The 23,652-nt window shown below is 72.4% G+C and carries 23 protein-coding genes and 5 tRNA genes; 9 read left to right on the top strand and 19 right to left on the bottom strand.

Annotated elements, in window-relative coordinates; all coding sequences use genetic code 11:
- Positions 1-25: 25 nt before the first annotated feature.
- Both ACZ7FF_RS22925 and ACZ7FF_RS22920 read left to right on the top strand, forming a co-directional pair.
- Complete coding sequence (locus tag ACZ7FF_RS22925; RefSeq protein WP_470814109.1) at positions 26-1,876, top strand: HSP90 family protein; 1,851 nt, start codon at positions 26-28, stop codon at positions 1,874-1,876.
- The gene (locus ACZ7FF_RS22920) at positions 1,876-5,082 is read left to right on the top strand and encodes a tetratricopeptide repeat protein (RefSeq protein WP_470814108.1); all 3,207 of its coding nucleotides are present in this window, start codon (positions 1,876-1,878) and stop codon (positions 5,080-5,082) included. The genes ACZ7FF_RS22925 and ACZ7FF_RS22920 overlap by 1 nt, the downstream gene beginning before the upstream one ends.
- Positions 5,083-5,094: 12 nt before the next feature.
- On the opposite strand, the gene ACZ7FF_RS22915 is transcribed toward ACZ7FF_RS22920, so the two are convergent.
- Positions 5,095-6,795 (bottom strand): DAK2 domain-containing protein, encoded by a 1,701-nt coding sequence (locus ACZ7FF_RS22915; RefSeq protein ID WP_470814107.1) that lies wholly within the window; start codon positions 6,793-6,795, stop codon positions 5,095-5,097.
- Between the two features lie 260 nt (positions 6,796-7,055).
- Between ACZ7FF_RS22915 and rpmB the strand changes: the two genes are divergently transcribed.
- The gene (rpmB, locus tag ACZ7FF_RS22910; protein ID WP_003993230.1) at positions 7,056-7,241 is read left to right on the top strand and encodes a 50S ribosomal protein L28; all 186 of its coding nucleotides are present in this window, start codon (positions 7,056-7,058) and stop codon (positions 7,239-7,241) included.
- A 99-nt stretch (positions 7,242-7,340) separates the two neighbouring features.
- On the opposite strand, the gene thiD is transcribed toward rpmB, so the two are convergent.
- Entirely contained in the window at positions 7,341-8,126 is a 786-nt protein-coding gene (gene thiD, locus ACZ7FF_RS22905) for a bifunctional hydroxymethylpyrimidine kinase/phosphomethylpyrimidine kinase (RefSeq protein ID WP_470814106.1), read from the bottom strand.
- Positions 8,123-9,088, bottom strand: a complete 966-nt coding sequence (locus tag ACZ7FF_RS22900; RefSeq protein WP_470814105.1) for a thiamine-phosphate kinase — start codon at positions 9,086-9,088, stop codon at positions 8,123-8,125. Before ACZ7FF_RS22900 ends, thiD begins: the two co-directional genes overlap by 4 nt.
- A gap of 246 nt (positions 9,089-9,334) precedes the next feature.
- Between ACZ7FF_RS22900 and ACZ7FF_RS22895 the strand changes: the two genes are divergently transcribed.
- Together ACZ7FF_RS22895 and ACZ7FF_RS22890 are read left to right on the top strand one after the other, a co-directional pair.
- On the top strand, positions 9,335-9,568 hold the full coding sequence (locus tag ACZ7FF_RS22895) for an Lrp/AsnC family transcriptional regulator (protein ID WP_003997603.1): 234 nt from the start codon (positions 9,335-9,337) through the stop codon (positions 9,566-9,568).
- 20 nt (positions 9,569-9,588) lie between these two features.
- Positions 9,589-10,107, top strand: a complete 519-nt coding sequence (locus ACZ7FF_RS22890) for a DUF3515 domain-containing protein (RefSeq protein ID WP_470814104.1) — start codon at positions 9,589-9,591, stop codon at positions 10,105-10,107.
- A 10-nt stretch (positions 10,108-10,117) separates the two neighbouring features.
- Here ACZ7FF_RS22890 and ACZ7FF_RS22885 read toward each other — a convergent pair whose 3' ends face one another.
- From ACZ7FF_RS22885 to ACZ7FF_RS22875, 3 genes are read right to left on the bottom strand one after another with little or no spacing between them, the layout of a single operon-like run.
- Positions 10,118-11,275 carry a D-alanine--D-alanine ligase family protein gene (locus ACZ7FF_RS22885; RefSeq protein ID WP_470814103.1) on the bottom strand — a complete coding sequence of 386 codons (1,158 nt, stop codon included), beginning with the start codon at positions 11,273-11,275 and terminating at the stop codon, positions 10,118-10,120.
- A 59-nt stretch (positions 11,276-11,334) separates the two neighbouring features.
- A complete protein-coding gene (locus ACZ7FF_RS22880) occupies positions 11,335-12,345 on the bottom strand; it encodes an NAD(P)H-dependent glycerol-3-phosphate dehydrogenase (protein WP_470814102.1) in 1,011 nt (336 codons plus the stop codon).
- Entirely contained in the window at positions 12,342-13,112 is a 771-nt protein-coding gene (locus ACZ7FF_RS22875; protein WP_470814101.1) for a lysophospholipid acyltransferase family protein, read from the bottom strand. The genes ACZ7FF_RS22880 and ACZ7FF_RS22875 overlap by 4 nt, the downstream gene beginning before the upstream one ends.
- Before the next feature lie 155 nt (positions 13,113-13,267).
- Between ACZ7FF_RS22875 and cofC the strand changes: the two genes are divergently transcribed.
- A complete protein-coding gene (gene cofC / locus ACZ7FF_RS22870; RefSeq protein ID WP_470814100.1) occupies positions 13,268-13,915 on the top strand; it encodes a 2-phospho-L-lactate guanylyltransferase in 648 nt (215 codons plus the stop codon).
- 31 nt (positions 13,916-13,946) lie between these two features.
- Positions 13,947-14,150: a hypothetical protein gene (locus ACZ7FF_RS22865; RefSeq protein ID WP_470814099.1), complete on the top strand. Its 204-nt coding sequence runs from the start codon at positions 13,947-13,949 to the stop codon at positions 14,148-14,150.
- A 75-nt stretch (positions 14,151-14,225) separates the two neighbouring features.
- Here the strand turns inward: ACZ7FF_RS22865 and ACZ7FF_RS22860 are convergent, their stop codons facing one another.
- The 4 genes from ACZ7FF_RS22860 to leuC form a co-directional block, all read right to left on the bottom strand.
- Positions 14,226-14,870 (bottom strand): HU family DNA-binding protein, encoded by a 645-nt coding sequence (locus ACZ7FF_RS22860; RefSeq protein ID WP_470814098.1) that lies wholly within the window; start codon positions 14,868-14,870, stop codon positions 14,226-14,228.
- 136 nt (positions 14,871-15,006) lie between these two features.
- A complete protein-coding gene (locus ACZ7FF_RS22855; RefSeq protein WP_470814097.1) occupies positions 15,007-15,237 on the bottom strand; it encodes an SCO5555 family protein in 231 nt (76 codons plus the stop codon).
- Between the two features lie 266 nt (positions 15,238-15,503).
- Positions 15,504-16,097 (bottom strand): 3-isopropylmalate dehydratase small subunit, encoded by a 594-nt coding sequence (gene leuD, locus ACZ7FF_RS22850; RefSeq protein ID WP_470814096.1) that lies wholly within the window; start codon positions 16,095-16,097, stop codon positions 15,504-15,506.
- A gap of 5 nt (positions 16,098-16,102) precedes the next feature.
- Positions 16,103-17,527, bottom strand: coding sequence for a 3-isopropylmalate dehydratase large subunit (gene leuC, locus ACZ7FF_RS22845; RefSeq protein ID WP_470814095.1), 1,425 nt, complete (start codon positions 17,525-17,527; stop codon positions 16,103-16,105).
- 193 nt (positions 17,528-17,720) lie between these two features.
- Here leuC and ndgR point away from each other — a divergent pair, with 193 nt between their 5' ends.
- Positions 17,721-18,437, top strand: coding sequence for an IclR family transcriptional regulator NdgR (ndgR, locus tag ACZ7FF_RS22840; protein WP_145883474.1), 717 nt, complete (start codon positions 17,721-17,723; stop codon positions 18,435-18,437).
- A gap of 81 nt (positions 18,438-18,518) precedes the next feature.
- On the opposite strand, the gene ACZ7FF_RS22835 is transcribed toward ndgR, so the two are convergent.
- On the bottom strand, positions 18,519-19,040 hold the full coding sequence (locus ACZ7FF_RS22835) for a DUF4188 domain-containing protein (RefSeq protein ID WP_470814094.1): 522 nt from the start codon (positions 19,038-19,040) through the stop codon (positions 18,519-18,521).
- Positions 19,041-19,122: 82 nt separating this feature from the next.
- Here ACZ7FF_RS22835 and ACZ7FF_RS22830 point away from each other — a divergent pair, with 82 nt between their 5' ends.
- Positions 19,123-19,767: a MerR family transcriptional regulator gene (locus ACZ7FF_RS22830; protein WP_470814093.1), complete on the top strand. Its 645-nt coding sequence runs from the start codon at positions 19,123-19,125 to the stop codon at positions 19,765-19,767.
- 42 nt (positions 19,768-19,809) lie between these two features.
- Here ACZ7FF_RS22830 and ACZ7FF_RS22825 read toward each other — a convergent pair.
- The 8 genes from ACZ7FF_RS22825 to ACZ7FF_RS22790 all read right to left on the bottom strand — a co-directional run bounded on the left by ACZ7FF_RS22825 (position 19,810) and on the right by ACZ7FF_RS22790 (position 23,515).
- Positions 19,810-19,882: transfer RNA gene (locus ACZ7FF_RS22825), tRNA-Glu, on the bottom strand.
- A gap of 28 nt (positions 19,883-19,910) precedes the next feature.
- Positions 19,911-19,982 (bottom strand) — tRNA-Gln (locus ACZ7FF_RS22820).
- Positions 19,983-20,003: 21 nt separating this feature from the next.
- Positions 20,004-20,076: transfer RNA gene (locus ACZ7FF_RS22815), tRNA-Glu, on the bottom strand.
- Positions 20,077-20,105: 29 nt separating this feature from the next.
- Positions 20,106-20,178, bottom strand: a tRNA-Glu gene (locus ACZ7FF_RS22810).
- A 21-nt stretch (positions 20,179-20,199) separates the two neighbouring features.
- Positions 20,200-20,271, bottom strand: a tRNA-Gln gene (locus ACZ7FF_RS22805).
- 90 nt (positions 20,272-20,361) lie between these two features.
- Complete coding sequence (locus tag ACZ7FF_RS22800) at positions 20,362-21,093, bottom strand: HAD family hydrolase (RefSeq protein WP_470814092.1); 732 nt, start codon at positions 21,091-21,093, stop codon at positions 20,362-20,364.
- A gap of 159 nt (positions 21,094-21,252) precedes the next feature.
- A complete protein-coding gene (gene gltX, locus ACZ7FF_RS22795) occupies positions 21,253-22,737 on the bottom strand; it encodes a glutamate--tRNA ligase (RefSeq protein WP_470814091.1) in 1,485 nt (494 codons plus the stop codon).
- Complete coding sequence (locus ACZ7FF_RS22790) at positions 22,730-23,515, bottom strand: fumarylacetoacetate hydrolase family protein (protein WP_470814090.1); 786 nt, start codon at positions 23,513-23,515, stop codon at positions 22,730-22,732. The genes gltX and ACZ7FF_RS22790 overlap by 8 nt, the downstream gene beginning before the upstream one ends.
- Positions 23,516-23,652 lie beyond the last annotated feature (137 nt).

The following is a 23,652-nucleotide window of genomic DNA, read 5'->3' as shown; positions in this document are numbered from 1 at the left end:
GCAGTCCCCCACCGGCGCAGTGACGATGGACTCCCAGACCTCACAGTCATCCCAGGCACCCCGGTCACCCCAACCACCTCACACGTTCCAGGTCGACCTGCGCGGTCTGGTGGACCTGCTCTCCCATCACCTCTACTCCAGCCCCAAGGTCTATCTCCGCGAGCTGCTGCAGAACGCGGTGGACGCCGTCACCGCGCGGCGGGCCGAGCAGCCGAACGCCCCGGCCCTGGTCCGGCTGCACACGGCGGACGGCGGCCTGCGCGTGGAGGACAGCGGCGTCGGGCTCACCGAGTCGGACGTGCACGACCTGCTGGCCACCATCGGCCGCAGCTCCAAGCGGGCCGAGGGCCTGCAGGAGGCCCGGTCCGACTTCCTCGGCCAGTTCGGCATCGGGCTGCTCGCCTGCTTCGTCGTCGCCGAGCGGATCCGGGTGGTCAGCCGCAGCGCCCGTACGCCGGACGCGCCACCCGTGGAGTGGACGGCGCGTGACGACGGCTCGTACACCGTGCGGACCCTGCCCGGCTCGGCGCGGCCCGAGCCCGGCACGACCGTGCACCTGACGGCACGGCCCGGCGCGGCCGAGTGGCTCACGCCCGAGCGCGTCCTCGCCCTGGCCCGGGACTTCGGCTCACTGCTGCCGTACGACGTCCGGGTGGACGAGGAGCCGGTCACGGACCTGCCCGCGCCCTGGAGCCGCCCCTACCCGAGCCCCGCCACGCGCCGGGTCGCGCTGGCCCGGCACTGCCGGGAGCTGTTCGGGTTCACGCCGCTGGACTCGATCGACCTGGACGTGCCGCTGGCCGGGATCCGCGGGGTGGCGTACGTGCTGCCGTCGGCGGTCAGCCCCGCCCAGCGGGCCACCCACCGGGTGCACCTGAAGGGCATGCTGCTGACCGAGCGGGCCGAACAGCTCCTGCCGGACTGGGCGTTCTTCGTGCGCTGCGTGCTGGACACCGACAGTCTGCGGCCCACCGCCTCGCGTGAGTCGCTGTACGAGGACGAGACGCTCGCCGCCGTGCGGGACGCCCTCGGGGAAAGGATTCGCTCCTGGCTCACCGGGCTCGCCGCCGGTGAGCCGGACCGGCTGGCGGCCTTCCTGGCCGTGCACCACCTGGGCGTGAAGTCGCTGGCGCGGCACGACCACGCCATGCTGCGCACGATGCTGCCGTGGCTGCCGTTCGAGACCACGGACGGGCAGCTGTCCCTGGAGGAGTTCGCGCAGCGGCACCCCGTGGTGCACTTCACCCGGACCGTCGAGGAGTACCGGCAGGTCGCGCCGATCGCCTCCGCGCAGGGCGTCGGGGTGGTCAACGGCGGCTACACGTACGACAGCGAGCTGGTCGAGGCGCTGCCGTCGGTGCGGCCCGGCACGGTGGTCGCCGAGCTGGACGCGGACACCGTGACCGCGCACCTGGACACGGTCGACCCGGCCGCGGAACTGGCCCTGTCGGGCTTCCTGGCGACCGCGCGGGCGAAGCTCGACCCGCTGGGCTGTGACGTGGTCCTGCGCGCCTTCCACCCGCTGTCCGTGCCCGCGCTGCTGCTGGACGACCGGGCCGCCCGGCACGAGCAGGCCCGGGCGGAGGCCGAGGAGCGGGCCGACGAGCTGTGGGCGGGCATCCTGGGCTCGCTGCGCGGCGGCGCCCCGCGTGCGCGGCTGGTACTCAACCACCTCAACCCGCTGGTGCGCAGGATCAGTTCGCTGGGCGACCCCGAACTGGCCGGTACCGCGACCGAGTCGCTGTACGGGCAGGCGCTGCTGATGGCGCAGCGCCCGCTGCGGCCGGCCGACTCGGCGCTGCTCAACCGGGCGTTCATCGGCCTGCTGGAGTGGGCCACACACGGGGACTCCGCACACGGGGAGAACGGTCACTGATGGGTGGGATCACGGACTTCGACGACCTGCGCCGGGCCATGGCGGACAACTCCGAGCAGCCGGAGGGCCCGGCCCGCAACGCGCGCGCCGAGCAGCTGCTCGGCGAGGCGGAGGGACTCGGCATCCCCCTGGCCGTCGTCGAGGCGCTCGGACACCAGCTGAAGGTCTACAACTACAGCTCCGAGAAGGACAAGATGTTCGTCCCGTTCGCGCGGCTGCTGCGCATGTGGGACGAGAGGCCCGAGGACTTCGACGCGTACGAGACGCACTCGCTGCACTGGGTCTTCAAGTGGATGTCGGCCGGGATGCTGGACCAGCCGCACATCCCGCTCGCCTCGGTCGAGCGCTGGCTGACCGAGATGGAGCACCGCTACCGGCTCGCCGGTCACTCCGAACGGGCGGTGCGCGCCGCCGAGTTCAGTGTGGCCGCGCACGTCGGCGACCTGGCGCGGGCGGAGCGGGCGTACGCCGCGTGGCTCGCCGCCGACCGGGACGAGATGGCCGACTGCCACGCCTGCGAGCTGCACGGGCAGGGCGTCTGGCAGGCCGAGCGCGGCCGGGACGCGGAGGCGCTGGACCTGTGGCGGCCGGTGCTGGAGGGCGAGTACGCCTGTGCGCACGAGCCGCACGCGGTCCTCGCCTCCTCGCTGGCCCCGCTGCTGCGGCTGGGCCGTGCCGAGGAGGCCCGCGCGCACCATCTGCGGGGCCTGCGGCTCGTACGCCCCATGGAGAGCATGCGCGGCGCCTACGCGGACCACGTGGAGTTCTGCGCGCTGACCGGCAACGAGGCGCGCGGCCTCGAACTGCTCGCCGAGCGGCCCGCGTACTTCACGGACACCGGGCAGCCGCGCAGCCGCCTCGACTTCCTGGCCGTGGTGGCCCTGCTGACGGACCGGCTCACCGAGCTGGGCCTGGGCCGGCAGCGGGTGCCGGGCCCCGCCGGGCGGAGCTGGACCGCGGGGGAACTCGCCGCCCACGCGCGTGCGCAGGCGCTGGAACTGGCGGAGCGCTTCGACGCGCGCAACGGCACGTCGTACGTCGGGGAGCGGGTACGCGCGCGCATGGCGCAGCGTCCGCAGGTGGAACGGCTGCCGCTGGGCGTGCGGACGGCGCCTCGCCCCGCGCCGGCGGCCGCTCCCCCGGCCGCGGACCCGCCCGCCGAGCGCGGCCTGGACGACCTGCTCGCCGAGGCCCGGCGGCTGTCGGACACCCTGCGGCCCGGGGCCCTGGAGGCGTGGGCCGCCGTCGCCCGCACCGGGCGGGACCCCGAGCTGGAGCCGGGCGACCGCGCCCGGATCGCCGACCACGAGGCCATGGCCCGCGGCCCCGAGGGCGCCCCCCTGTTCGAGCGGGCGGCCGCGCTGTACGCGGAGGCGGGCGACCCCGGGGAGGCCCTGGCGGCACGCGCGCGCGGGGCCCACTTCCGCGCCCTCGGAGGCGACGCGGACGCGGCCCTGACGGCCGTCTCCGCCCTGTACGACGAGGTCCTCGCGCTCTACGCCGACGAGGGCACCGGCCTGCGGCAGACGGCCTCGGTGCTGATGAGCCGGGCGCGGATCCTCGTGCGCCGGGTGCACGAGCGGGGCGCGGAGGGCACCGCCGCGGACGCCGAGGCCGCGGTCCGCGAGGTGCTGGCGCTCGTCGAGGGACGCTGCGAGGAGGACGTACGGCTCGGGGGGCGGGTCGCCGAGGCGCGGGCCATGCTCGCCGAGCTCGCCGGGGCCGCCGGGGACACCGGGCGGGCGGCGCGGCTCCTCGGGCGGGCCGCCGAGGAGTACGTGGCCGCCGGGCTGCCGTGGTTCGCGGTGGAGCACGAGGTGCGGGTCGCCGCCCTGGCCCACGAGGCCGGTGACCCCGCCGGGACCGAGCGGGCGCTGCGCTCGGCCCTGGAGCACGGCGGGCCGTACCTGGAGCCGGCCGGGCGGGCCCAGCTGCATCTTCAGCTCGCCGAGGTGGCCGCCGCAAGCGGCGACGCCGTGGAGGGAGCCGAGCACGCCCTGGAGGCCGCTCACTGGGCCGACGAGGCCGGTGAGAGCGGCACGCTGGGCGCCTGGGCGCGCCAGCAGCTGGGCGGCTGCCTGCTGGGCCAGGGGCGGTACGCGGAGGCCGCCGAGGTGCTGGAGTCGGCGCTGGCCGACCTGCGGGCGGAGACGCACGGCGACGGGGCCGTCGTCCAGGCGCGCTGGTGGCTCGGGGACTGCCTGGGCGAGCTGGGCGAGCACCGGGCGGCGGCCGAACACCGGCTGCGGGCCGCCGACATCGCCCGGCACTGGCCCGAGCAGCAGGACCACGCCACGCTCGCCCACCTCGCCGCCGAGTCCCTCGGCAACGCCGGCCTCCCGGAGGAGGCCGACCGGGCCTACGCGCGCGCGGGCGAACTGTGGCGGGGCCTCGGCAACCCGTACTTCCTCGTACGGTCCCTGCGCGCCCGCGCCTGGCTGGCGCTGCGGGCACCGGCGGGGGCGGACGGCGCGCGGCTGCTGATGGCGGAGGCGGTGGACGCGTGCGAGCGCGCGCTGGAGGCCACGGCCGACCCCGCGGAGCGCGACCGGCTCACCGCGGAACTCGGCAACACCCACCGCCAGTTCGGCGACCTCCTGACCCACGCGGCGACCGAGGAGGCGGAACGGTCCGCCGAGGCGGAGGACGAACAGCCCGGGGAAGCTGCAGCACACGCCGGGCAGGCGGGGCATGCCGGAGAGACAGCAAGTACCGAAGCGGCAGAGCCTGCCGAGGAGACCGGACAGACCCCGCGGGGGCAGGTGGAGAGCGTCGGAGCAGCACACGCCAGGCAGGCGGGGCGCGCTGCGGACACGGAACACTCCGGGCGGGCAGCACACGCCGGATGGGCAGAGCCTGCCGGGGAGGCGGAGCGCGTCGCGGAGGCGGAGCGTGTCGGGTGGGCAGCGCGTGCCGGGGCGGTCGACGGTGCCGGCAGGGGTGGTGGCCAGGGGGTCTTCGAGGCCGCGCTGGTGCAGTTGGACCGGGCGGTCGAGGTGTTCGGCACGCTCGGGGCGGACGGGCTGCACAGCCGTACCGGTGCCGAACTCGCGGCGGGCCGGATCGCGGCCGGACTCGGGCGTGACGCCGAGGCGGCGGCACGCGCGCGTGCCGTGCTCGCGGCCTACGAGGACGCCGGCGACGAGGACGAGACCGTCCGGGCACGGCGGGCGGAGGCCGGAGGGATCCTGGGGGTCGAGGGCTGAGCCGGCGCCCGCTCACTCCACTCCGATGAGCAGCAGCGCCCCCTGCCTGCCGCCCCGGTACACGACCGTGTCCACGGCGAGGTAGGACTCCCGTACGCGCGCCTCCAGGCGCTCGGCGACGGTCGCGGGCGCCTCGTCGCCGACGACGAGCGTGACCAGCTCACCGCCGGCCTGGAGCATGCGGTCAAGGACGTTCTCGGCGGTGGCGGTGACGTCCGGGCCGATCACCGCGACGTCGCCGTCGATCAGCCCCAGGACGTCGCCGGCCTGGCAGATGCCGGCCGTGGTCCAGGACTCGTGCTCGGCGACGACCACCTCGGCGTACCGGGTGGCGCCCGCCGCCGAGGTCATCTGGACCACGTCCTCGTCGAACCGGCGCTGGGGCTCGTGCACCGCGAGCGCGGCGATGCCCTGCACGGCCGAGCGGGTCGGGATCAGGGCCACGCGGATGCCCTCCGCACGGGCCTGCTCGGCCGCGGCGGCGGCGGTGTGGCGCAGTTCGGCGTCGTTGGGCAGCAGGACGACCTCGCGCGCGTGAGCGCGCCGGAGCGCCTGCACCAGCTCCCCGCTGGCCGGCGGCTCCCCCGGGCGCGCGAGAACGGTCGTCGCGCCCGCCTCGGTGTACAGCCCGGCCAGGCCCTCGCCGGGCACGACGGCGACGACCGCCCGCTGCGCGCGCTCGCGCGGCGGCCGCTCGCCCCCGGTGTGCACGTCGCCGAGCCCGAAGTGCGTGATCCGAATCCGGTAGGGCCGCCCGGCCTCCACGCCCGCCTCCACGGCGGCGCCCGCGTCGTCGACGTGCACGTGCACGTTCCACAGCCCGTCGCCGCCGACGACGACCAGGGAGTCGCCCAGGGCGTCGAGCCGGGCGCGCAGCCGGGCCACGGCCGCGTCGCCGGCCTCCAGGAGGTAGATCACCTCGAAGGCAGGACCCCCCGCCCCGGCGCCCTCGGCACAGGCCTCCGCACCAAGGGCGCCGTCCTCGCGCGCGTGCCCGCCGGAAACCGCGTATCCGCCGGGAGCCACCTGCTCGCCGGCGACCGCCGGCCCGCCGGACGCCGCTTCCCCCGTGCACGTCTCCACCAGGGCCCCCAGGACCGCGACCAGGCCGCAGCCGCCCGCGTCGACCACCCCGGCCCGCTCCAGGACGGCCAGCTGGGCGGGGGTCGCCGCCAGGGCCGCGCGGGCGCCCTCGTAGGCGGCCCGCGCGACCGTCCCGCAGTCGCCCTCGGCCCGCTCGGCGGCGTCCGCGGCGGCCGAGGCGACCGTCAGCACCGTGCCCTCGACGGGGTGGGCCACCGCCTGCCGGGCGGAGTCGGCGGCCCGCCGCAGGGCGAGCCGCAGTCCCGTGCCGTCGCCGCGGAGGCCGTCGCCGCCGTCGGCGAGCACCTGTGCCATGCCGCGCAGCAGCTGCGCCAGGATCGTCCCGGAGTTGCCCCGGGCGCCGATGAGCGCCCCGTGGGCCATCGCGCGCACCGCGTCCGCGAGGGACGGCTCCGCGGGCCCCGTCCCGTACCCGGCGAACACGGCCTCCACGGCCGTCGCGGCGGACTCCAGGGTCAGGTACAGGTTCGTCCCGGTGTCCCCGTCCGCGACCGGATAGACGTTGATCGCGTCGATCTCCTCGCGCGCGCTCCCCAGCGCGCGCAGCGCAAGACCGCACCAGGTGCGCACCGCGAGAGCATCGAAGAATGTCTGCGGCACCTGCGGCACCTGCGCCTCCCTGAGCCGGCTGGACGTGGGACGCAGCGTAGACCCCGCAGCGGTGTGCGCCGGAAGAGGGCCGGGAGCGGGGCCGTGCGCTGCCATGGTAGTTTCGCTGTACGGACGCAGTCGTTGTATGCTGCTCCGGTTGCCCGATCCCGATCGGGCCATTCCCCCTGGCAACGCCACTCAAGATCTCAGGACTTATGATCTCGATCCCGGCATGCCGGGATCAACCGTAAGTGCATCTGAAGTCTTTGGAGTGACCCGTGGCTGCCAACTGCGACGTCTGCGGCAAGGGGCCGGGCTTCGGCAACAACATCTCGCACTCGCACCGCCGTACGTCCCGCCGCTGGAACCCGAACATCCAGCGTGTGCGTACCGTGGTCGGCGGGACGCCGAAGCGCGTGAACGCCTGCACCTCGTGCATCAAGGCCGGCAAGGTCTCGCGCTGACGCCAACAGCTGAGCGCGCGGCCACTGCTGGTTCGCTGCACTGAGCCGGTCCACCTCACGGTGGACCGGCTTTTTGCCGTGCCCGGGCGCCGGGGCGCCTCAGGCGCGTGAGCGCCAGCCGTGATCCACCGGCCCGATCCCCGCGCCCAGGGCGAACCCGGCGGCGATCGCGCCCGTGACGTACTCCTTGGCCTCGGTGACCGCCTCCGGCACGCTCATGCCCTTGGCCAGCCCCGACGCGATCGCGGACGCCAGCGTGCAGCCCGTGCCGTGGGTGTGCCGGTTGTCCTGGCGCGGGGCCCGCAGCCAGTGCTCCTCGGAGCCGTCCGTGAGCAGGTCGACGGCGTCCCCGGACAGGTGGCCGCCCTTGATCAGCACCCACCGCGGCCCGTACGCCAGCACGGCCGCCGCCGCCCGCCGCAGATCCTCCTCGGACTCGACCCACACCCCTGTGAGTTGGCCCACCTCGTCGAGGTTGGGGGTGGCCACCGTGGCCGCCGGGAGCAGCCGGGTCCGCACGGAGTCCAGCGCGGACGCGGCGAGCAGCGGATCGCCGTGCTTGGAGACGCCCACCGGGTCCACCACGGCGGGCACGTCGGTGCCGGAGATCAACTCGGCGACCGCCTCCACCAGTTCCGCCGAGGCCAGCATGCCGGTCTTCACGGCCTGCACGCCGATGTCGTCGACGACACTGCGGTACTGGGCCCGTACGGCCTCCACGGGCAGCTCCCAGGCGCCCTGCACGCCCACGGAGTTCTGCGCGGTCACCGCCGTGATCACGCTCATCCCGTGCACGCCGAGCGCCAGCATCGTCTTCAGGTCGGCCTGGATGCCGGCGCCGCCGCCGGAGTCCGAGCCCGCCACGGTCAGCACGCGCGGGATCATGACTCGATGTCCCCGAAGTGGTCCCAGCCGCCCTTGCTGGTCCAGGGCGCCCCGTCGACGGTCACCTGGGGCAGCGCGGAGGGGTTGAGGACCTCGCCGATGACCTTCCAGCGGGCCGGGAGCTTGGTGTCGGACGGGAAGGTCGCCACGATCGCGTGGTCCTCTCCCCCGGTCAGCACCCACTGCAGCGGATCGACGCCGACGGCCTGCCCGATGTCGTTCATCTGGGTCGGGATGTCGATCGCCCCGGAGCGGATGTCGATGCGGACCTTGCTGGACTCGGCGATGTGCCCGAGGTCGGCGATCAGGCCGTCGCTCACGTCGCACATCGCGGTCGCGCCGAGCGCCGCGGCGGCCGGGCCCGCGTGGTAAGGCGGTTCGGGTCTGCGGTGGGCCTCCACGAAGGCGCGCGGCGAGCGGAAGCCGCGGGAGAGCACCGCGTAGCCGGCCGCGGACCAGCCCAGCCAGCCCGTGACGGCCACGAGGTCGCCGGGCTGGGCGCCGGCCCGGGTCACCGGCTCCTGGTTGCGCAGATCGCCGAGCGCGGTGATCGACACCGTGATCGTGTCACCGCGTACGACGTCCCCGCCGACCACGGAGGCGCCCGCGACCTGGCACTCGTCGCGCAGCCCGTCCATCAGCTCGCTGGGCCAGGTGACCGGGAGTTCGGCCGGGACGACCAGGCCGAGCAGCAGCGCGGTCGGTACGGCGCCCATGGCGGCGATGTCCGCGAGGTTCTGCGCGGCCGCCTTGCGCCCGACGTCGTAGGCCGTGGACCAGTCGCGGCGGAAGTGCCGTCCCTCGAGCAGGATGTCGGTGCTCGCCACCACCCGGCGGTCGGGCGCGGCCACCACCGCGGCGTCGTCGCCGGGGCCGATCCGGACCGCCGGGGTGGTGGTGAGACGGGAGGTGAGCTCCCTGATGAGCCCGAACTCCCCGAGCTCACCAACAGTGCCCTTCATGTCCCTTGCTCCCCTTCTCTGCCTTGCCGTGCCCACTCGCGCGTCATCAGTGTCCCCGATACCGTCGAGGTGACGCAGATACGGTCCGGATGACCGTCGGAACGGTCCGGATGACCGTCAGCTTCCGTCGTGCCCGCACCCTGGCGCGCAAGCCCGGTTCCCGCAGGTCTCCCCGCGGGGAGCGGCAACGCGATACCGTGGCGTTCCTTTTCCCCACATGATCCTCGTGGCCGCCCTGGAGGTTCCGTGGTACAGGCGTACATCCTGATCCAGACGGAGGTCGGCAAGGCGTCGACCGTCGCCGAGACGATCAGCAAGATCCCTGGAGTGATCCAGGCGGAGGACGTGACGGGTCCCTATGACGTCATCGTGCGCGCCCAGGCCGACACCGTCGACGACCTGGGGCGCATGGTGGTAGCGAAGGTCCAGCAAGTGGACGGCATCACCCGCACACTGACCTGCCCGGTCGTGCATCTGTAGCCCCCGTCTACCCTTGGCCGGTGAACTTCTTCCGTCACCGGCCCCTCGGCCTGCTCGCGCCCGCGCTGCTGATCGCGGTCGCGGGCTGCTCCTCGGCAGACGACAGCGCCACGGTGGCGGTTCCCAGTCCCGACGCGAAGACGGCGACGGTGTGCCGGGACCTGCACCGGGTGCTGCCGCGCAAGCTCGACGGGCGAAGCCGCAACGACCCCGGACCCCGGTCCGCCTACACGGCGGGCTGGGGAAACCCGGCGATCATACTGCGCTGCGGTGTCGTACGACCGCCGAAGATGATCGACCCCGAGGTGGCCCAGGGCGACGACCCGGACGCCATGGCCGGCGGGGTGGACGGGGTCGACTGGCTGATGGAGCGGCAGGGTGACGGCAGCTGGCGGTTCACCACCGCCAACCGCGTGGCCTATGTGCAGATCAGCCTGCCCAAGGGGATGTCGGCGCAGGACGAGGGCACCTCGGTGCTCACCGGCCTCGCGGCCTACGTCAAGAAGACGATCCCCTCGGGGATCGCCTCCATGAAGTGAGCGTAAGGGTTCAGCGCAGCCCGGTGGAGCGGCGCAGCGCGGCCTGCACCAGCCGGTCCACGAGCTCCGGGTAGCTGATGCCGGTGGCCTGCCACATCTGCGGGTACATCGAGATCGGCGTGAAGCCGGGCATGGTGTTGATCTCGTTGATGACGAACTCGCCGTCCTCGGTGAGGAAGAAGTCCGCGCGGACCAGACCCTCGCAAGAGGCCGCGTCGAACGCCTCGACCGCGAGCCGCCGCACCTCGGCGGTCTCCTCGTCGGTGAGCGGCGCGGGGACGATGCCGGGCGTGGAGTCGATGTACTTGGCGTCGAAGTCGTAGTACGCGTGCGCGTCCGGCGGCGGGATCTCGGCCGGGACGGAGGCGCGCGGCCCGTCCTCGAACTCCAGGACGCCGCACTCGATCTCACGGCCGCGCACGGCGGCCTCGACGAGGATCTTCGGGTCGTGGGACTGGGCCTCGGCGATCGCCTCGTCCAGGCCGGACAGGTCGTCGACCTTGGTGATGCCGATCGACGAGCCCGCGCGCGCGGGCTTCACGAACAGCGGCCAGCCGTGCTCGCCGGCGAAGTCGATGATCTTCTTGCGGGCGGCGGACTCGTCCTGCGCCCACTCGCGGGGCCGGATCACCACGTACGGGCCGACCTTGAGCCCGAAGGAGGTGAAGACCCGCTTCATGTACTCCTTGTCCTGGCCGACGGCCGAGGCGAGCACGCCGGCGCCCACGTAGGGGACTCCGGACAGCTCCAGGAGGCCCTGGAGGGTGCCGTCCTCGCCGTAGGGGCCGTGCAGCACCGGGAAGACGACGTCGACCTCGCCGAGCGCCTTGGGCACGGAGCCGGGCTCGCTGTAGACGACCTCACGGCTGGCGGGGTCGACGGGGAGCACCACTCCGCCCTCGTGGGACTCCGCCAGCTCCTCGACGACGGGCAGACGCCGGTCCGTGATGGCCATCCGCTGCGGGTCGTCGGCCGTCAGCACCCAACGGCCCTCCCTGGTGATGCCGATCGGCAGGACGTCGTACTTGGTCCGGTCGATGGCGTTCAGGACGGCGCCCGCGGTGACCATGGAGATCCCGTGTTCGGAGCTGCGCCCGCCGAACACGACGGCCACGCGGGGCTTGCGGGACGGCTGCTCAGGGCTCTGGGGGAGGTTCTCGGTGCTCATATCGCGATGAGAGTACCCAATGGTAGAGCCCGGATACAGCGTCGACTCAGGGGGTTCGCTCAGCGTCGCTCGGGCTTCGCGCTGCGCGACATCAGCTCCTTGAGGGCGACCACCGGAGGCTTGCCCTCGTGCACGATGCCGACGACCGTCTCGGTGATCGGCATGTCGACGCCGTGCCGGCGGGCCAGATCCAGCACGGACTCGCAGGACTTGACGCCCTCGGCGGTCTGCCTGGTGACCGCGATGGTCTCCTGGAGGGTCATGCCCTTGCCGAGGTTGGTGCCGAAGGTGTGGTTGCGGGACAGCGGCGAGGAGCAGGTGGCCACCAGGTCGCCGAGGCCCGCGAGCCCGGAGAAGGTCAGCGGGTCGGCGCCGAGCGCCATGCCGAGCCGGGTGGTCTCGGCGAGGCCGCGGGTGATGAGCGAGCCCTTGGCGTTGTCGCCGAGCCCCATGCCGTCGGCGATGCCGACCGCGAGGCCGATGACGTTCTTGACCGCGCCGCCGAGTTCGCAGCCGGCCACGTCGGTGTTGGTGTACGGCCGGAAGTAGGGCGTGTGGCAGGCGCCCTGGAGGCGCCGGGCGACCTGCTCGTCGGTGCAGGCGACGACCGCGGCGGCGGGCATGCGGGCGGCGATCTCCCGGGCCAGGTTGGGTCCCGTGACGACGGCGATCCGGTCGGCGCCCACCTTGGCGACGTCCTCGATCACCTCGCTCATCCGCATGGTGGAGCCGAGTTCGACGCCCTTCATCAGGGAGACGAGCACGGTGCCGGGGGCGAGCTGCGGGGTCCACTCGGCGAGGTTGGCGCGCAGGGTCTGGGAGGGGACGGCGAGCACGGTGAAGTCCGCGTCCCGCAGGGCCTCGGCCGCGTCCGCGGTGGCGTGCAGGTTCTCCGGGAGCTCCACGCCGGGCAGGTAGTCCGGGTTGGTCCGGGTGGAGTTGACCGCCTCGGCCAGCTCCGGGCGGCGGGCCCACAGGGTCACCTCGCAGCCGGCGTCGGCGAGGACCATGCCGAAGGCGGTGCCCCAGGAGCCGGTGCCCATGACGGCGGCCCGCACAGGCTTGCTCACTTGCTCTGCTCCTCTTCCTGCCTGCCGTGGGTCTGCGCCTGGGTGCGGCGGCGCTGCTCGATCCGTTCGCGGCGGGGGTCGTAGGCCGTCTCGGGCGCCTTCTCGCCGCGGAGCTCCTCCAGCAGGCGGGTGATGGCGGCCATGATGACCTCGGTGGCCTCCTTGAGCAGCTCCGGGGTCATCTCCCTGTCGTAGAAGCGCGACAGGTCCACGGGCGGGCCCGCGAGGACGTGGTGGGTCTTGCGCGGGAGGAGGTTCGGCTTCTTCGCGTAGGGCGGCAGCAGTTCGTTGGCGCCCCACTGGGCGACCGGGACGACCGGGCACTTGGTCTGCAGGGCCACGCGGGCGGCGCCGGTCTTGCCGGTCATGGGCCAGCCGTTCGGGTCGCGGGTGAGGGTGCCCTCGGGGTAGAAGGCGACGCACTCGCCGCGTTCCACGGCGTCGATCGCGGCGCGGAAGGCGCTGAGCGCGTCCGTGCTCTCGCGGTAGACGGGGATCTGCCCGGTGCCGCGCATGGCGGCGCCCACGAATCCCTTCTTGAAAAGCCCGCTCTTCGCCAGGAATCGCGGAACCCGCCCGGTGTTGTACTGATAGTGCGCGTAGGCGAAGGGGTCCACGTGGGAATTGTGGTTCACCGCGGTGATAAATCCGCCCTCGGCCGGAATGTGCTCCATTCCACGCCAGTCCCGCTTGATCAGAACCACCAGCGGCGGTTTGCAGATCACCGCGGCGAAGCGGTACCAGAAGCCGATTCTGCGGCGGGGCACAAGGACACCTTCCTCTAGGGGGCTGCCACCCCGGCGGGGGCCGCACAAGTGTCGCCCGGGGCCGCCGGTCTGTCGAGAACACCGTACGCCCCGCCACCCGCGGCGTCGGCTGCCACGGGTGACAATGAGCGCGACAAGAGAGGGGCGGTACGCCGGTGCAGTGGACGTTGGTCATCCCCCTGAAGCCCCTGGCACGGGCCAAGAGCAGGCTCGCGGACACGGCCGCCGACGGGGTGCGCCCTGGACTGGCCCTCGCGTTCGCCCAGGACACGGTGGCCGCCGCGCTGGCGTGTACCGCGGTGGCGGATGTGGCGGTCGTCACGGACGACGGCCTGGCCGCCCGGGAACTGGCGGCGCTGGGCGCGCGGATCGTCCCGGACGCCCCGGCACGGGGCCTGAACGCCGCCCTGGAGCACGGCGCCGGCGCCGTACGGGAAATGCGCCCCAGCGCGCCGGTGGCGGCCCTGAACGCCGATCTGCCCGCGCTGCGGCCGGCGGAACTCGACCGCGTACTGGCCGCGGCGGCGGAATTCCCCCGGGCATTTCTCGCCGACGCGGCGGGGCTCGGCACGACTTTGCTGGCCGCCGCTCCCAACCGGGATTTGCGGCCCGCGTTCGGCGTCGAATCCCGTTCCCGGCACCGGGCCTCGGGAGCGGCGGAACTCGGGCTCGCGGATGTCGATTCGGTACGGCAGGACGTGGACACCGGTGACGACCTGCGCGCGGCGCTGGCGCTCGGGGTGGGGCCACACACGGCGAAGGTGTCGGCGGGGTTGCTGATTCCGGACCCGGAGGCCCGCTGAGGGGCGCGGGCGGGGCACTAGGCTGACCGTCATGCAGGCGACCGCGTACACCTACGACCCAGACACCCGCAGCGGCCAGGTACTTCTAGACGACGGCACGCCCCTGCCCTTCGACGCGGCGGCGTTCGACCGGGGCTCGTTGCTGCTGCTGCGGCCCGGGCAGCGGGTGCGGATCGAGACGGAGGGCGCGGGCGAGGCCCAGCGGATCACCCTCGTAACCCTTCAAACCCTGTAACTGCCCTTACACACGCCGCGGGCCGGGCTCCCCAGGGGAGTCCGGCCCGGCGCGTGAGTGCCCTGGTCGGTGGCCTTACGACGCCTTGCGGGCGGTGGCCTTCTTGGCGGTGGTCTTGCGGGCCGACGACTTCTTGGCCGGGGCCTTCTTGGCGGTGACCTTCTTCGCCGGGGCCTTCTTGGCCGTGGTCTTCTTCGCCGCGGCCTTCGTCGTCGTGGCCTTGGCGGTCGCCGTGGTCTTCTTGGCGGGCGCCTTCTTCGCGGCGGTCTTCTTCGCGGCGGCCGTGGTCTTCTTCGCCGGCGTCGCCTTCTTGGCGGTGACCTTCTTCGCGGCCGCCTTGGTGGTCTTCTTCGCCGCGGCCTTCTTGACCGTCGCGGAAGCGGCGCCGGTCAGGCTGCCCTTGGGCGCCTTCTTCACGGAGACCTCGCCGCCTCGCGGGAGCTTCTTGGAGCCGCTCACCAGGTCCTTGAAGCCCTGGCCGGCGCGGAAGCGCGGCACCGAGGTCTTCTTGACCCGAACCCGCTCGCCCGTCTGGGGGTTGCGGGCGTAGCGGGCGGGGCGGTCCACCTTCTCGAAGGAGCCGAAGCCGGTGACCGAGACCCGCTCACCCGCGACGACCGCGCGGACGATGGCGTCCAGGACATGATCGACAGCCTCGGCGGCCTGCTGGCGGCCACCCATCTTGTCGGCAATCGCTTCTACGAGCTGCGCCTTGTTCACGTCTTCCCCTTCGGAGACATCGCCAGAACGAAAGTGTTCAAGCTTTTTCGCACGTTAGGCAGATATATACCGCAAATCAAACACGAAACGGGCTTATCACCCTTGTGCCGCAACGGATTCGGTTGTATCGGGCCGTTCAGGAGTCCTCGTCGGGGATCCGACCCTCGTCGAGGTCCGCCGTGAACCGCTCGAGCCGCCTTGCCGCACCGGCGAGATCGTGCTTGGCCGCGGCCGTAATGACCAGCAGCTTCCGGGTCAGCGCCATCCGTACGCCCTCCGGGACTTGCAGTGCGCGCACTCTTGCGTGCGCTTCCTTGAGCTGGCTCGCGACCGCCGTATAGAGCTGGAGTTGGCCGTCGTGGTCCATGCACAGATTGTGCCATCTGGGGCGAGTTGTCGCCCCCGCAGGGGGCAACTGCCGCCTCGAATGGCCTTCCAGGCACTTGCCAAGGAGACGATCACAGCACTCACGTACCCTGCCAACCGCCTTGTTAACGTGGGAAGTTGTCCGCCGCGCAGGGGATGCGCAGCTCCGTTCGGGTGCAGACATGGCTGTACCCCCGATCGTGGTGATCGGGGGTACGGAGGGGGGTGTTGGGGTGGCCGAAACCCGACCCGCTCAGGGGGTCCGGGTCAGGCCTTGAGGGTCTGCGGCTTGTACGCGGGCCGCCCGGCCTCGTACGCGGCGATGTCGCCCTCGTCCCGGAGCGTGAGGGAGATGTCGTCCAGGCCGTTCAGCAGCCGCCAGCGGGAGTTCTCGTCCAGCTCGAAGGAGGCGGTGATGCCCTCGGCGCGCACCTCACGCGCCTCAAGGTCAACAGTGACCTCAGCAGTCGCGTCCTTCTCGACCAGCTCCCACAGCGCGTCCACGATCTTCTGGTCCAGGACCACGGTGAGCAGGCCGTTCTTCAGCGAGTTGCCCCGGAAGATGTCGGCGAAGCGGGAGGAGATCACGGCCTTGAAGCCGTAGTTCTGCAGCGCCCAGACGGCGTGCTCGCGGGAGGAGCCGGTGCCGAAGTCGGGGCCGGCGACCAGGACCGTGGCGCCCTGCCGCTCGGGGCGGTTGAGGACGAAGGCGGGGTCCTTGCGCCAGGCCTCGAACAGCCCGTCCTCGAAGCCGTCCCGGGTCACCTTCTTGAGCCAGTGAGCAGGGATGATCTGGTCGGTGTCGACGTTGCTGCGGCGCAGCGGCACCGCCCGGCCGGTGTGGGTGGTGAAGGCTTCCATGGTTCTCAGACTCCAGCGGGCGTACGGTCGTCGGTCAGGTCGGCCGGGGAGGCCAGGTGGCCCAGGACGGCGGTGGCGGCCGCGACCTGCGGCGACACCAGGTGCGTACGTCCGCCCTTGCCCTGCCGGCCCTCGAAGTTGCGGTTGGAGGTGGACGCGGAGCGCTCACCCGGGGCCAGCTGGTCGGGGTTCATGCCGAGGCACATCGAGCAGCCCGCGTGCCGCCATTCGGCGCCGGCCTCCTTGAAGACCACGTCCAGGCCCTCGGAGACGGCCTGCAGACCGACCCGTGCGGAGCCCGGGACGACCAGCATCCGTACGCCGTCGGCGACTTTGCGGCCCCGCAGCAGGTCCGCGGCGGCGCGCAGGTCCTCGATGCGGCCGTTGGTGCAGGAGCCTACGAAGACGGTGTCCACGTCGATGGAGCGCAGCGGCTGCCCGGCCGCCAACCCCATGTACTCCAGGGCCTTTTCGGCGGCGAGGCGCTCCGAAGCGTCTTCGTACGAAGCCGGGTCGGGGACGGACGCCGAAAGCGGCGCGCCCTGGCCGGGGTTGGTGCCCCAGGTGACGAACGGGGACAGCGCGTCGGCGTCGATGACGACCTCGGCGTCGAAGACCGCGTCCTCGTCGGTCCGCAGGGTCTTCCAGTACTCGACGGCGGCGTCCCAGTCGGCGCCCTCGGGGGCGTGCGGGCGGCCCTTGAGGTACTCGAAGGTCGTCTCGTCCGGGGCGATCATTCCCGCGCGGGCGCCGGCCTCGATCGACATGTTGCAGATGGTCATCCGGGCCTCCATCGAGAGCTTCTCGACGGCGGGGCCGCGGTACTCCAGGATGTAGCCTTGGCCGCCGCCCGTGCCGATCCTCGCGATGATCGCCAGGATCAGGTCCTTGGCGGTGACGCCCTCGGGCAGCTCACCCTCGACGGTGATCGCCATGGTCTTCGGGCGGGCCAGCGGCAGCGTCTGGGTGGCCAGCACGTGCTCGACCTGCGAGGTGCCGATGCCGAACGCCAGCGCGCCGAAGGCGCCGTGCGTGGAGGTGTGCGAGTCGCCGCAGACCACCGTGGTGCCCGGCTGGGTCAGGCCCAGCTGCGGGCCCACGACATGGACGACGCCCTGCTCGACGTCGCCGAGCGGGTGCAGACGCACGCCGAACTCGGCGCAGTTCTTGCGCAGCGTCTCCAGCTGGGCACGGGAGACCGGGTCGGCGATGGGCTTGTCGATGTCGAGGGTCGGGGTGTTGTGGTCCTCGGTCGCGATGGTGAGGTCGAGGCGGCGCACCTGGCGGCCGTTCTGGCGCAGCCCGTCGAAGGCCTGCGGGCTGGTCACCTCGTGCAGCAGGTGCAGATCGATGTAGAGGAGGTCGGGCTCGCCCTCGGCGCGCCGGACGACGTGGTCGTCCCAGACCTTCTCCGCGAGTGTCCTACCCATCGCTTTCCCTCCGGCCGGCAAGACGTGCACCGGCCCAACTAGAGATCTTGAGGAGGCGGCGCCCGCGCCCCGGTGTTTTCGGGCGTCCGCCGCCAGGCCCTTGTGGTCCACGGGCCGCTGTGTGATTCCAGGGTGGCGCGTTCCAGCGAAAATTGAACTTGCGTTTCACAGAGTGAGACGTGAATATCGTTGCATGGACAACAGTAGCGGCGTCGGCGTTCTGGACAAGGCGGCCCTCGTCCTGAGCGCTCTGGAGTCCGGTCCGGCCACCCTCGCGGGTCTGGTCGGGGCCACCGGACTGGCACGACCCACGGCTCACCGCCTGGCCGTGGCCTTGGAACACCACCGCATGGTGGCACGCGACATGCAGGGCCGTTTCATCCTCGGCCCGCGCCTCGCGGAGCTCGCGGCGGCGGCCGGCGAGGACCGCCTGCTCGCGACGGCGGGCCCCGTGCTCACCCACCTCCGCGATGTCACCGGCGAGAGTGCACAGCTCTACCGGCGCCAGGGTGACATGCGCATCTGTGTGGCAGCGGCGGAACGCCTGTCCGGCCTGCGGGACACGGTCCCGGTCGGCTCCACGCTGACCATGAAGGCCGGCTCCTCGGCGCAGATCCTGATGGCCTGGGAGGAGCCCGAGCGCCTGCACCGGGGCCTGCAGGGCGCGCGCTTCACGGCCACGGCGCTGTCCGGCGTGCGGCGGCGCGGCTGGGCCCAGTCCATCGGCGAGCGCGAGCCGGGCGTCGCGTCCGTCTCGGCGCCCGTGCGCGGCCCCTCCAACCGCGTGGTGGCCGCCGTGTCGGTGTCGGGCCCGATCGAGCGCCTGACGCGCCACCCGGGCCGTATGCACGCCCAGGCGGTCATCGACGCCGCCGGCCGCCTTTCCGAGGCCCTGCGCCGCTCGGGCTGAACCGCGCCGCGACCACGCCGAGGAGGGCCCTCCCCAACGCCGCGGCAGGCCCTCCTCGCTCCCCCGAGCCCTCGTTCCCCCTCAGCCGGTCCGCTCCGCCGCCGTCCGCGCCGACCGGTGCGCGAACCGGTCCCGGGCGTACCGGCCCCGCCGCTCCAGCGGCACCTGCCCGTGCGCGCCCGCGAGCCCGAACGCCGGCATGTCCGCGTAGATCGCCTCGTACGACCCCTCCGGCACGACGTACGCCTCGTGCCAGATGCCGACCCGCCCGCGCGACTTCCCGGACCGCTCCTTCCGGTTGAACAGCGCCCAGAACCTGTGGTGGAGGGCGTCGGGCGCGGAGGCGTAGGCGTAGAGCTTCTCCTTGGACTCCCAGTACTGCACGACGTAGTACGTGCGCGGCGACGCCGTCAGCAGGACGCGGCCGCGCAGGCCCCGCGCGGGGTCTCTCTCCAGTTCCCGCAGCATGCGGAGCATCGCCAGCATCACGGGCAGCCACACGTGCACGGCCCGGAAGCGGTTGACGCGCATGCCGATCAGCAGGACCACCACCTCGCCCTCGGCGTCGGCGGTGGTGCGGCCAGGGACGATCGGACTCGGCATCGGGACTCTCCTCATCGGTGAGCGGCGCTATCCAATCAACGCATGCTTGGATAGTGCCGGTGTCCAAGAAGGAGCGCAAGGGATGCGGCTAGCCGAGCTGAGCAGACGCAGCGGTGTGGCCACCGCGACGATCAAGTACTACCTGCGCGAGGGGCTGTTGCCGCCGGGCCGCCGGCTCAACACCACCACGGCCGAGTACGACGAGGAACACCTGCGCCGGCTGCGGCTGGTGCGCTCGATGATCCAGGTCGGCCGGCTGCCGGTGGCGACGGTCCGGGAGGTGCTGGGGCACGTGGACGACGAGTCCCTGGGCCGCACCGTCCGGCTGGGCGCGGCCCTGTGGGCGCTGCCGCAGGTGCCGGAGCCGGACGAGGACGACGCGTTCGTGCGGGCGGCGCACCAGGAGGCGGACGAACTCCTGCGGGCCCTGGGCTGGTCGAACGCCGGGCGGCTGACGTCCCTCTCCCCCGCCTACCGCTCCCTGGTGGTGTCGGTGGCCGCGCTGCGCCGGCTCGGCCACGACTGGAGCACCGAACTCCTCGCCTCGTACGCGAGGTTGATGCACGAGGTGGCGAAGCTCGACCTGGACGTGGTGGAGACGCACCCGTCGGAGGCCGAGAAGGCGGAGACCGCGGTGCTCGGCGCGGTGCTGGTGGAGCCGATGCTCCGGGCGCTGCACCGGCTCGCCCAGGAGGAGGAGTCGGCGCGGCGCTACGGCTTCGAGTAACGCCGAAGGCCCTCCACCGAGGTGGAGGGCCTTCGAACGACGTACCCCCGACCGGATTCGAACCGGCGCTACCGCCTTGAGAGGGCGGCGTGCTAGGCCGCTACACAACGGGGGCGAGGATCTTACGTTTCCGCAGATCCGAGCTGGTCTACCTGGACTCGAACCAAGACTAACTGAACCAGAATCAGTCGTGCTGCCAATTACACCATAGACCAATGATGGTTTAGACCAGACAGTACCCCCGACCGGATTCGAACCGGCGCTACCGCCTTGAGAGGGCGGCGTGCTAGGCCGCTACACAACGGGGGCCCTAGCGATCCCGACATGATCAGGATCAGTACCCCCGACCGGATTCGAACCGGCGCTACTGCCTTGAGAGGGCAGCGTGCTAGGCCGCTACACAACGGGGGCTTTGCAGATAAGCTCTGCGAGCTGGCCTACCTGGACTCGAACCAAGACTAACTGAACCAGAATCAGTCGTGCTGCCAATTACACCATAGGCCACTGGAACTCAAGCCCCTGCGGGGTTCTCGTTCTAGCGTGCGCCTCGGGGTTCCGGCCTTCCGGCCCGCTTCCCTCGGCGCAGGAAGAACATTACCCGAAGGTGGACGGGGCTCCAAAACGGGTATGCGCGCGGACTAGCGCGGGGAGTTCGGCGAGGGTGCCGATCCGGTGCGCCACGACCTCTCCCGCGGCCTGCGCGTAGGCCGCCCCCCGGTCGATCCACACGGACAGCAGTCCGGCCTCGGCGGCGCCCCGGCCGTCGATCTCCGGGTGGTCGCCGACGTACGCCACTTCGTGCGGCGGCAGGCCCAGCGCCTCGCAGGCCGCGAGGAACGCGCCGGCCTGCGGCTTCGACACGCCCAGCTCGGCGGCGCACAGCACGCTTTCGAAGCGGTCGAGCACACCGAGGGTGCGCAGTTTGTGCTCCTGGACGGTGATGCTGGAGTTCGACAGCACCGCCTGCCGGTGGCTGGCGGAAAGGGCCTCCAGGACGGGCAGGACGTCCGGGAAGAGGCCCCAGGCCGCCTCGTAGTGCCGGAGGTAGCGCCGGAACCAGGCGTCGGCCTCGGCGTCGGTCAGTTCCGTGCCGAGGAACACCCGGACGCGGTCGCGCCGCTGGCCCAGGAAGGAGCACTCCCCCGCCGCGTACCGCGCCCACTGCTGCTCGGTGGTCCGCCGCCAGCGCGCGAGGGCCTCCTCCGGGGTGCGGTAGCCGGCGAGCAGCCCTTCGGCCACCAGGTGGGCCCGCATGCCCTCCCGGTCGGCGGAGGTGTAGTCGAAGAGGGTGTCGTCCACGTCCCAGACCACGGCTTTGATGCTCACGGTCCGACGGTAACCCCCGGGCGCCGGGCCCGTCCGGGGAACGGCGGCGCACCCCCGGTCGCGGTGGGTGAGCGATGTCACACGGAGTGTGTGCGCCCCGGGGGCGCCGAAGGGGCGGCACCCGAGGTTCCGGGTGCCGCCCCTTCGGGGACGTGCCGGTTACGCGCCCAGTCGCGCGAGAGCCGCGTCGATGCGGGCCAGGGTCTTCTCCTTGCCCAGGACCTGCAGGGACTCGAAGAGCGGCAGGCCGACGGTGCGGCCGGTGACGGCGACGCGCACCGGGGCCTGGGCCTTGCCGAGCTTGAGGCCGTGGGCCTCACCGGCGGCCAGGACGGCCTCCTTCAGGGACTCGGCGGAGGTCCAGTCGGCGGACTCCAGCTTCTCGCGGGCGGTGCGGAGCAGGGCGTCGGAGCCCTCCTTCATCGCCTTGGCCCACGAGGCCTCGTCGGTGGCCGGCTCCGCCAGGAACAGGAAGTCGACGTTGTCGGTGATCTCGGAGAGGACCTTCAGCCGGGTCTGGGCGTGCGGGGCGATCGCCTCCCACTTGGCCTCGTCGAAGGCCTCCGGCGCCCACGGGGCGAACGGGGCCTTCAGCCACGGGCGGCAGCGCTCGGTGAACTCCTTCACGTCCAGCATGCGGATGTGGTCGGCGTTGATCGCCTCGCACTTCTTCAGGTCGAAGCGCGCCGGGTTGGGGTTCACGTCGGAGATGTCGAAGGCCGCGACCATCTCGTCGATCGTGAAGATGTCCTGGTCGGCCGAGAGCGACCAGCCGAGCAACGAGAGGTAGTTGAGCAGGCCCTCGGGGAGGAAGCCGCGGTCGCGGTAGAGGTTGAGGGACGACTCCGGGTCGCGCTTGGAGAGCTTCTTGTTGCCCTCGCCCATCACGTACGGCAGGTGGCCGAAGGCCGGGGTCCGCTTGGCGATGCCCAGCTCGGTCAGCGCCTTGTAGAGCGCGATCTGACGCGGGGTGGAGGAGAGCAGGTCCTCGCCGCGCAGGACGTGGGTGATCTCCATCAGGGCGTCGTCGACCGGGTTGACCAGCGTGTACAGCGGGGCGCCGTTCGCGCGGACGATGCCGTAGTCCGGCACGTTCTCCGGGGTGAAGGTCAGCTCGCCGCGGACCAGGTCGGTGAAGGTGATCGTCTCGTCCGGCATCCGGAAGCGCACGATCGGGGCGCGGCCCTGGGCCTGGTACTCCGCGACCTGCTCGGCGCTCAGCTCGCGGCAGTGGCCGTCGTAGCCGGACGGCCTGCCCTCGGCGCGGGCGGCCTCGCGGCGGGTGTCCAGCTCCTCCTGGGAGCAGTAGCAGTGGTACGCGTGACCGGCGTCGAGCAGCTTCTGGGCGACCTCCTTGTAGAGGTCCATGCGCTGCGACTGCCGGTACGGCGCGTGCGGGCCGCCGACCTCGGGGCCCTCGTCCCAGTCGAAGCCGAGCCAGCGCATCGCGTCGAGCAGCTGGTCGTACGACTCCTCGGAGTCGCGGGCGGCGTCGGTGTCCTCGATGCGGAAGACCAGGGTGCCCTGGTGGTGCCGGGCGAACGCCCAGTTGAACAGGGCGGTGCGGACCAGGCCCACGTGGGGGTTACCGGTGGGCGAGGGGCAGAAACGGACGCGTACGGGGGAGCCGGATGCGCTAGCCACGCTTGACAACCTTGTTGGTGAGAGTGCCGATGCCTTCGATGGTGACGGCGACCTCGTCGCCGACGTGCAGGGGGCCGACCCCCGCGGGGGTGCCGGTGAGGATGACGTCGCCGGGGAGCAGGGTCATGGCCTCGGAGATGTTGACGATCAGGTCCTCGATGGGGTGGATCATCTCGCTCGTGCGGCCCAGCTGGCGCTGCTCGCCGTTGACGGTGAGCTGGACGGTCAGGTCGTTCGCCCGGTCGAGGTCGAGGTCCGTCTCCACCCAGGGGCCCAGCGGGCAGGAGGTGTCGAAGCCCTTGGCCCGCGCCCACTGCTTCTCGCGGCGCTGCACGTCGCGGGCGGTGACGTCGTTGGCGCAGGTGTAGCCGAAGATCACGTCCTTGACGCGGTCACGCGGGACCTCGCGGCACATGCGGCCGATGACCACGGCCAGCTCGGCCTCGTGGTGCAGTTCCTCGGAGAACGGCGGGTACTGGATGCCGTCGCCGGAGCCGATCACCGAGGTGGACGGCTTGAAGAAGGCGAACGGGGCGTCGGGCACCTCGTTGCCCAGCTCACGCGCGTGCTCGGCGTAGTTGCGGCCGAACGCCACGACCTTGTTGGGGAGGACCGGGGGGAGCAGCCTGACCTTGCTCAGCGGCACCTTCGTCCCGGACAGCTCGTGGTCCGCGAAGGGGATGCCCTTGATGATGTCGAGGACGAGTTCGTCCTGCTTGTCGCCCTCGACCGCGCCGAAGGCTACGTTCCCGTCGATGGAGAACCTGGCGATGCGCACGGGATCCTTGCGCCCCTCAACTAGAACCGGCGTACTGACGCCCCAGGTTAACCGGTCGGGCGGCCCGGTGTTCGGCCGGGACGGCAGCCGGGCAGGTGTTTTCCGGTGCCGGAATCAGAGGGGGCCGAATTCGCCCC

It is taken from the genome of Streptomyces sp. NPDC037126 (genome assembly GCF_055605965.1).
The sequence above is the reverse complement of the archived record's forward strand: the minus strand, read 5'-3'. Positions and strand labels throughout refer to the sequence as shown.

What these genes read in the sequence shown, in the direction of transcription:
- ACZ7FF_RS22925 (WP_470814109.1), top strand. Translation starts at nt 26, where the DNA reads ATGGACTCCCAGACCTCACAGTCATCCCAGGCACCCCGGTCACCCCAA.
- ACZ7FF_RS22920 (WP_470814108.1), top strand. Translation starts at nt 1,876, where the DNA reads ATGGGTGGGATCACGGACTTCGACGACCTGCGCCGGGCCATGGCGGAC.
- thiD (WP_470814106.1), bottom strand. Translation starts at nt 8,126, where the DNA reads ATGATCCCGCGCGTGCTGACCGTGGCGGGCTCGGACTCCGGCGGCGGC.
- ACZ7FF_RS22900 (WP_470814105.1), bottom strand. Translation starts at nt 9,088, where the DNA reads ATGAAGGGCACTGTTGGTGAGCTCGGGGAGTTCGGGCTCATCAGGGAG.
- ACZ7FF_RS22885 (WP_470814103.1), bottom strand. Translation starts at nt 11,275, where the DNA reads ATGAGCACCGAGAACCTCCCCCAGAGCCCTGAGCAGCCGTCCCGCAAG.
- ACZ7FF_RS22865 (WP_470814099.1), top strand. Translation starts at nt 13,947, where the DNA reads ATGCAGGCGACCGCGTACACCTACGACCCAGACACCCGCAGCGGCCAG.
- ACZ7FF_RS22855 (WP_470814097.1), bottom strand. Translation starts at nt 15,237, where the DNA reads ATGGACCACGACGGCCAACTCCAGCTCTATACGGCGGTCGCGAGCCAG.
- leuD (WP_470814096.1), bottom strand. Translation starts at nt 16,097, where the DNA reads ATGGAAGCCTTCACCACCCACACCGGCCGGGCGGTGCCGCTGCGCCGC.
- leuC (WP_470814095.1), bottom strand. Translation starts at nt 17,527, where the DNA reads ATGGGTAGGACACTCGCGGAGAAGGTCTGGGACGACCACGTCGTCCGG.
- ndgR (WP_145883474.1), top strand. Translation starts at nt 17,721, where the DNA reads ATGGACAACAGTAGCGGCGTCGGCGTTCTGGACAAGGCGGCCCTCGTC.
- ACZ7FF_RS22835 (WP_470814094.1), bottom strand. Translation starts at nt 19,040, where the DNA reads ATGCCGAGTCCGATCGTCCCTGGCCGCACCACCGCCGACGCCGAGGGC.
- ACZ7FF_RS22830 (WP_470814093.1), top strand. Translation starts at nt 19,123, where the DNA reads ATGCGGCTAGCCGAGCTGAGCAGACGCAGCGGTGTGGCCACCGCGACG.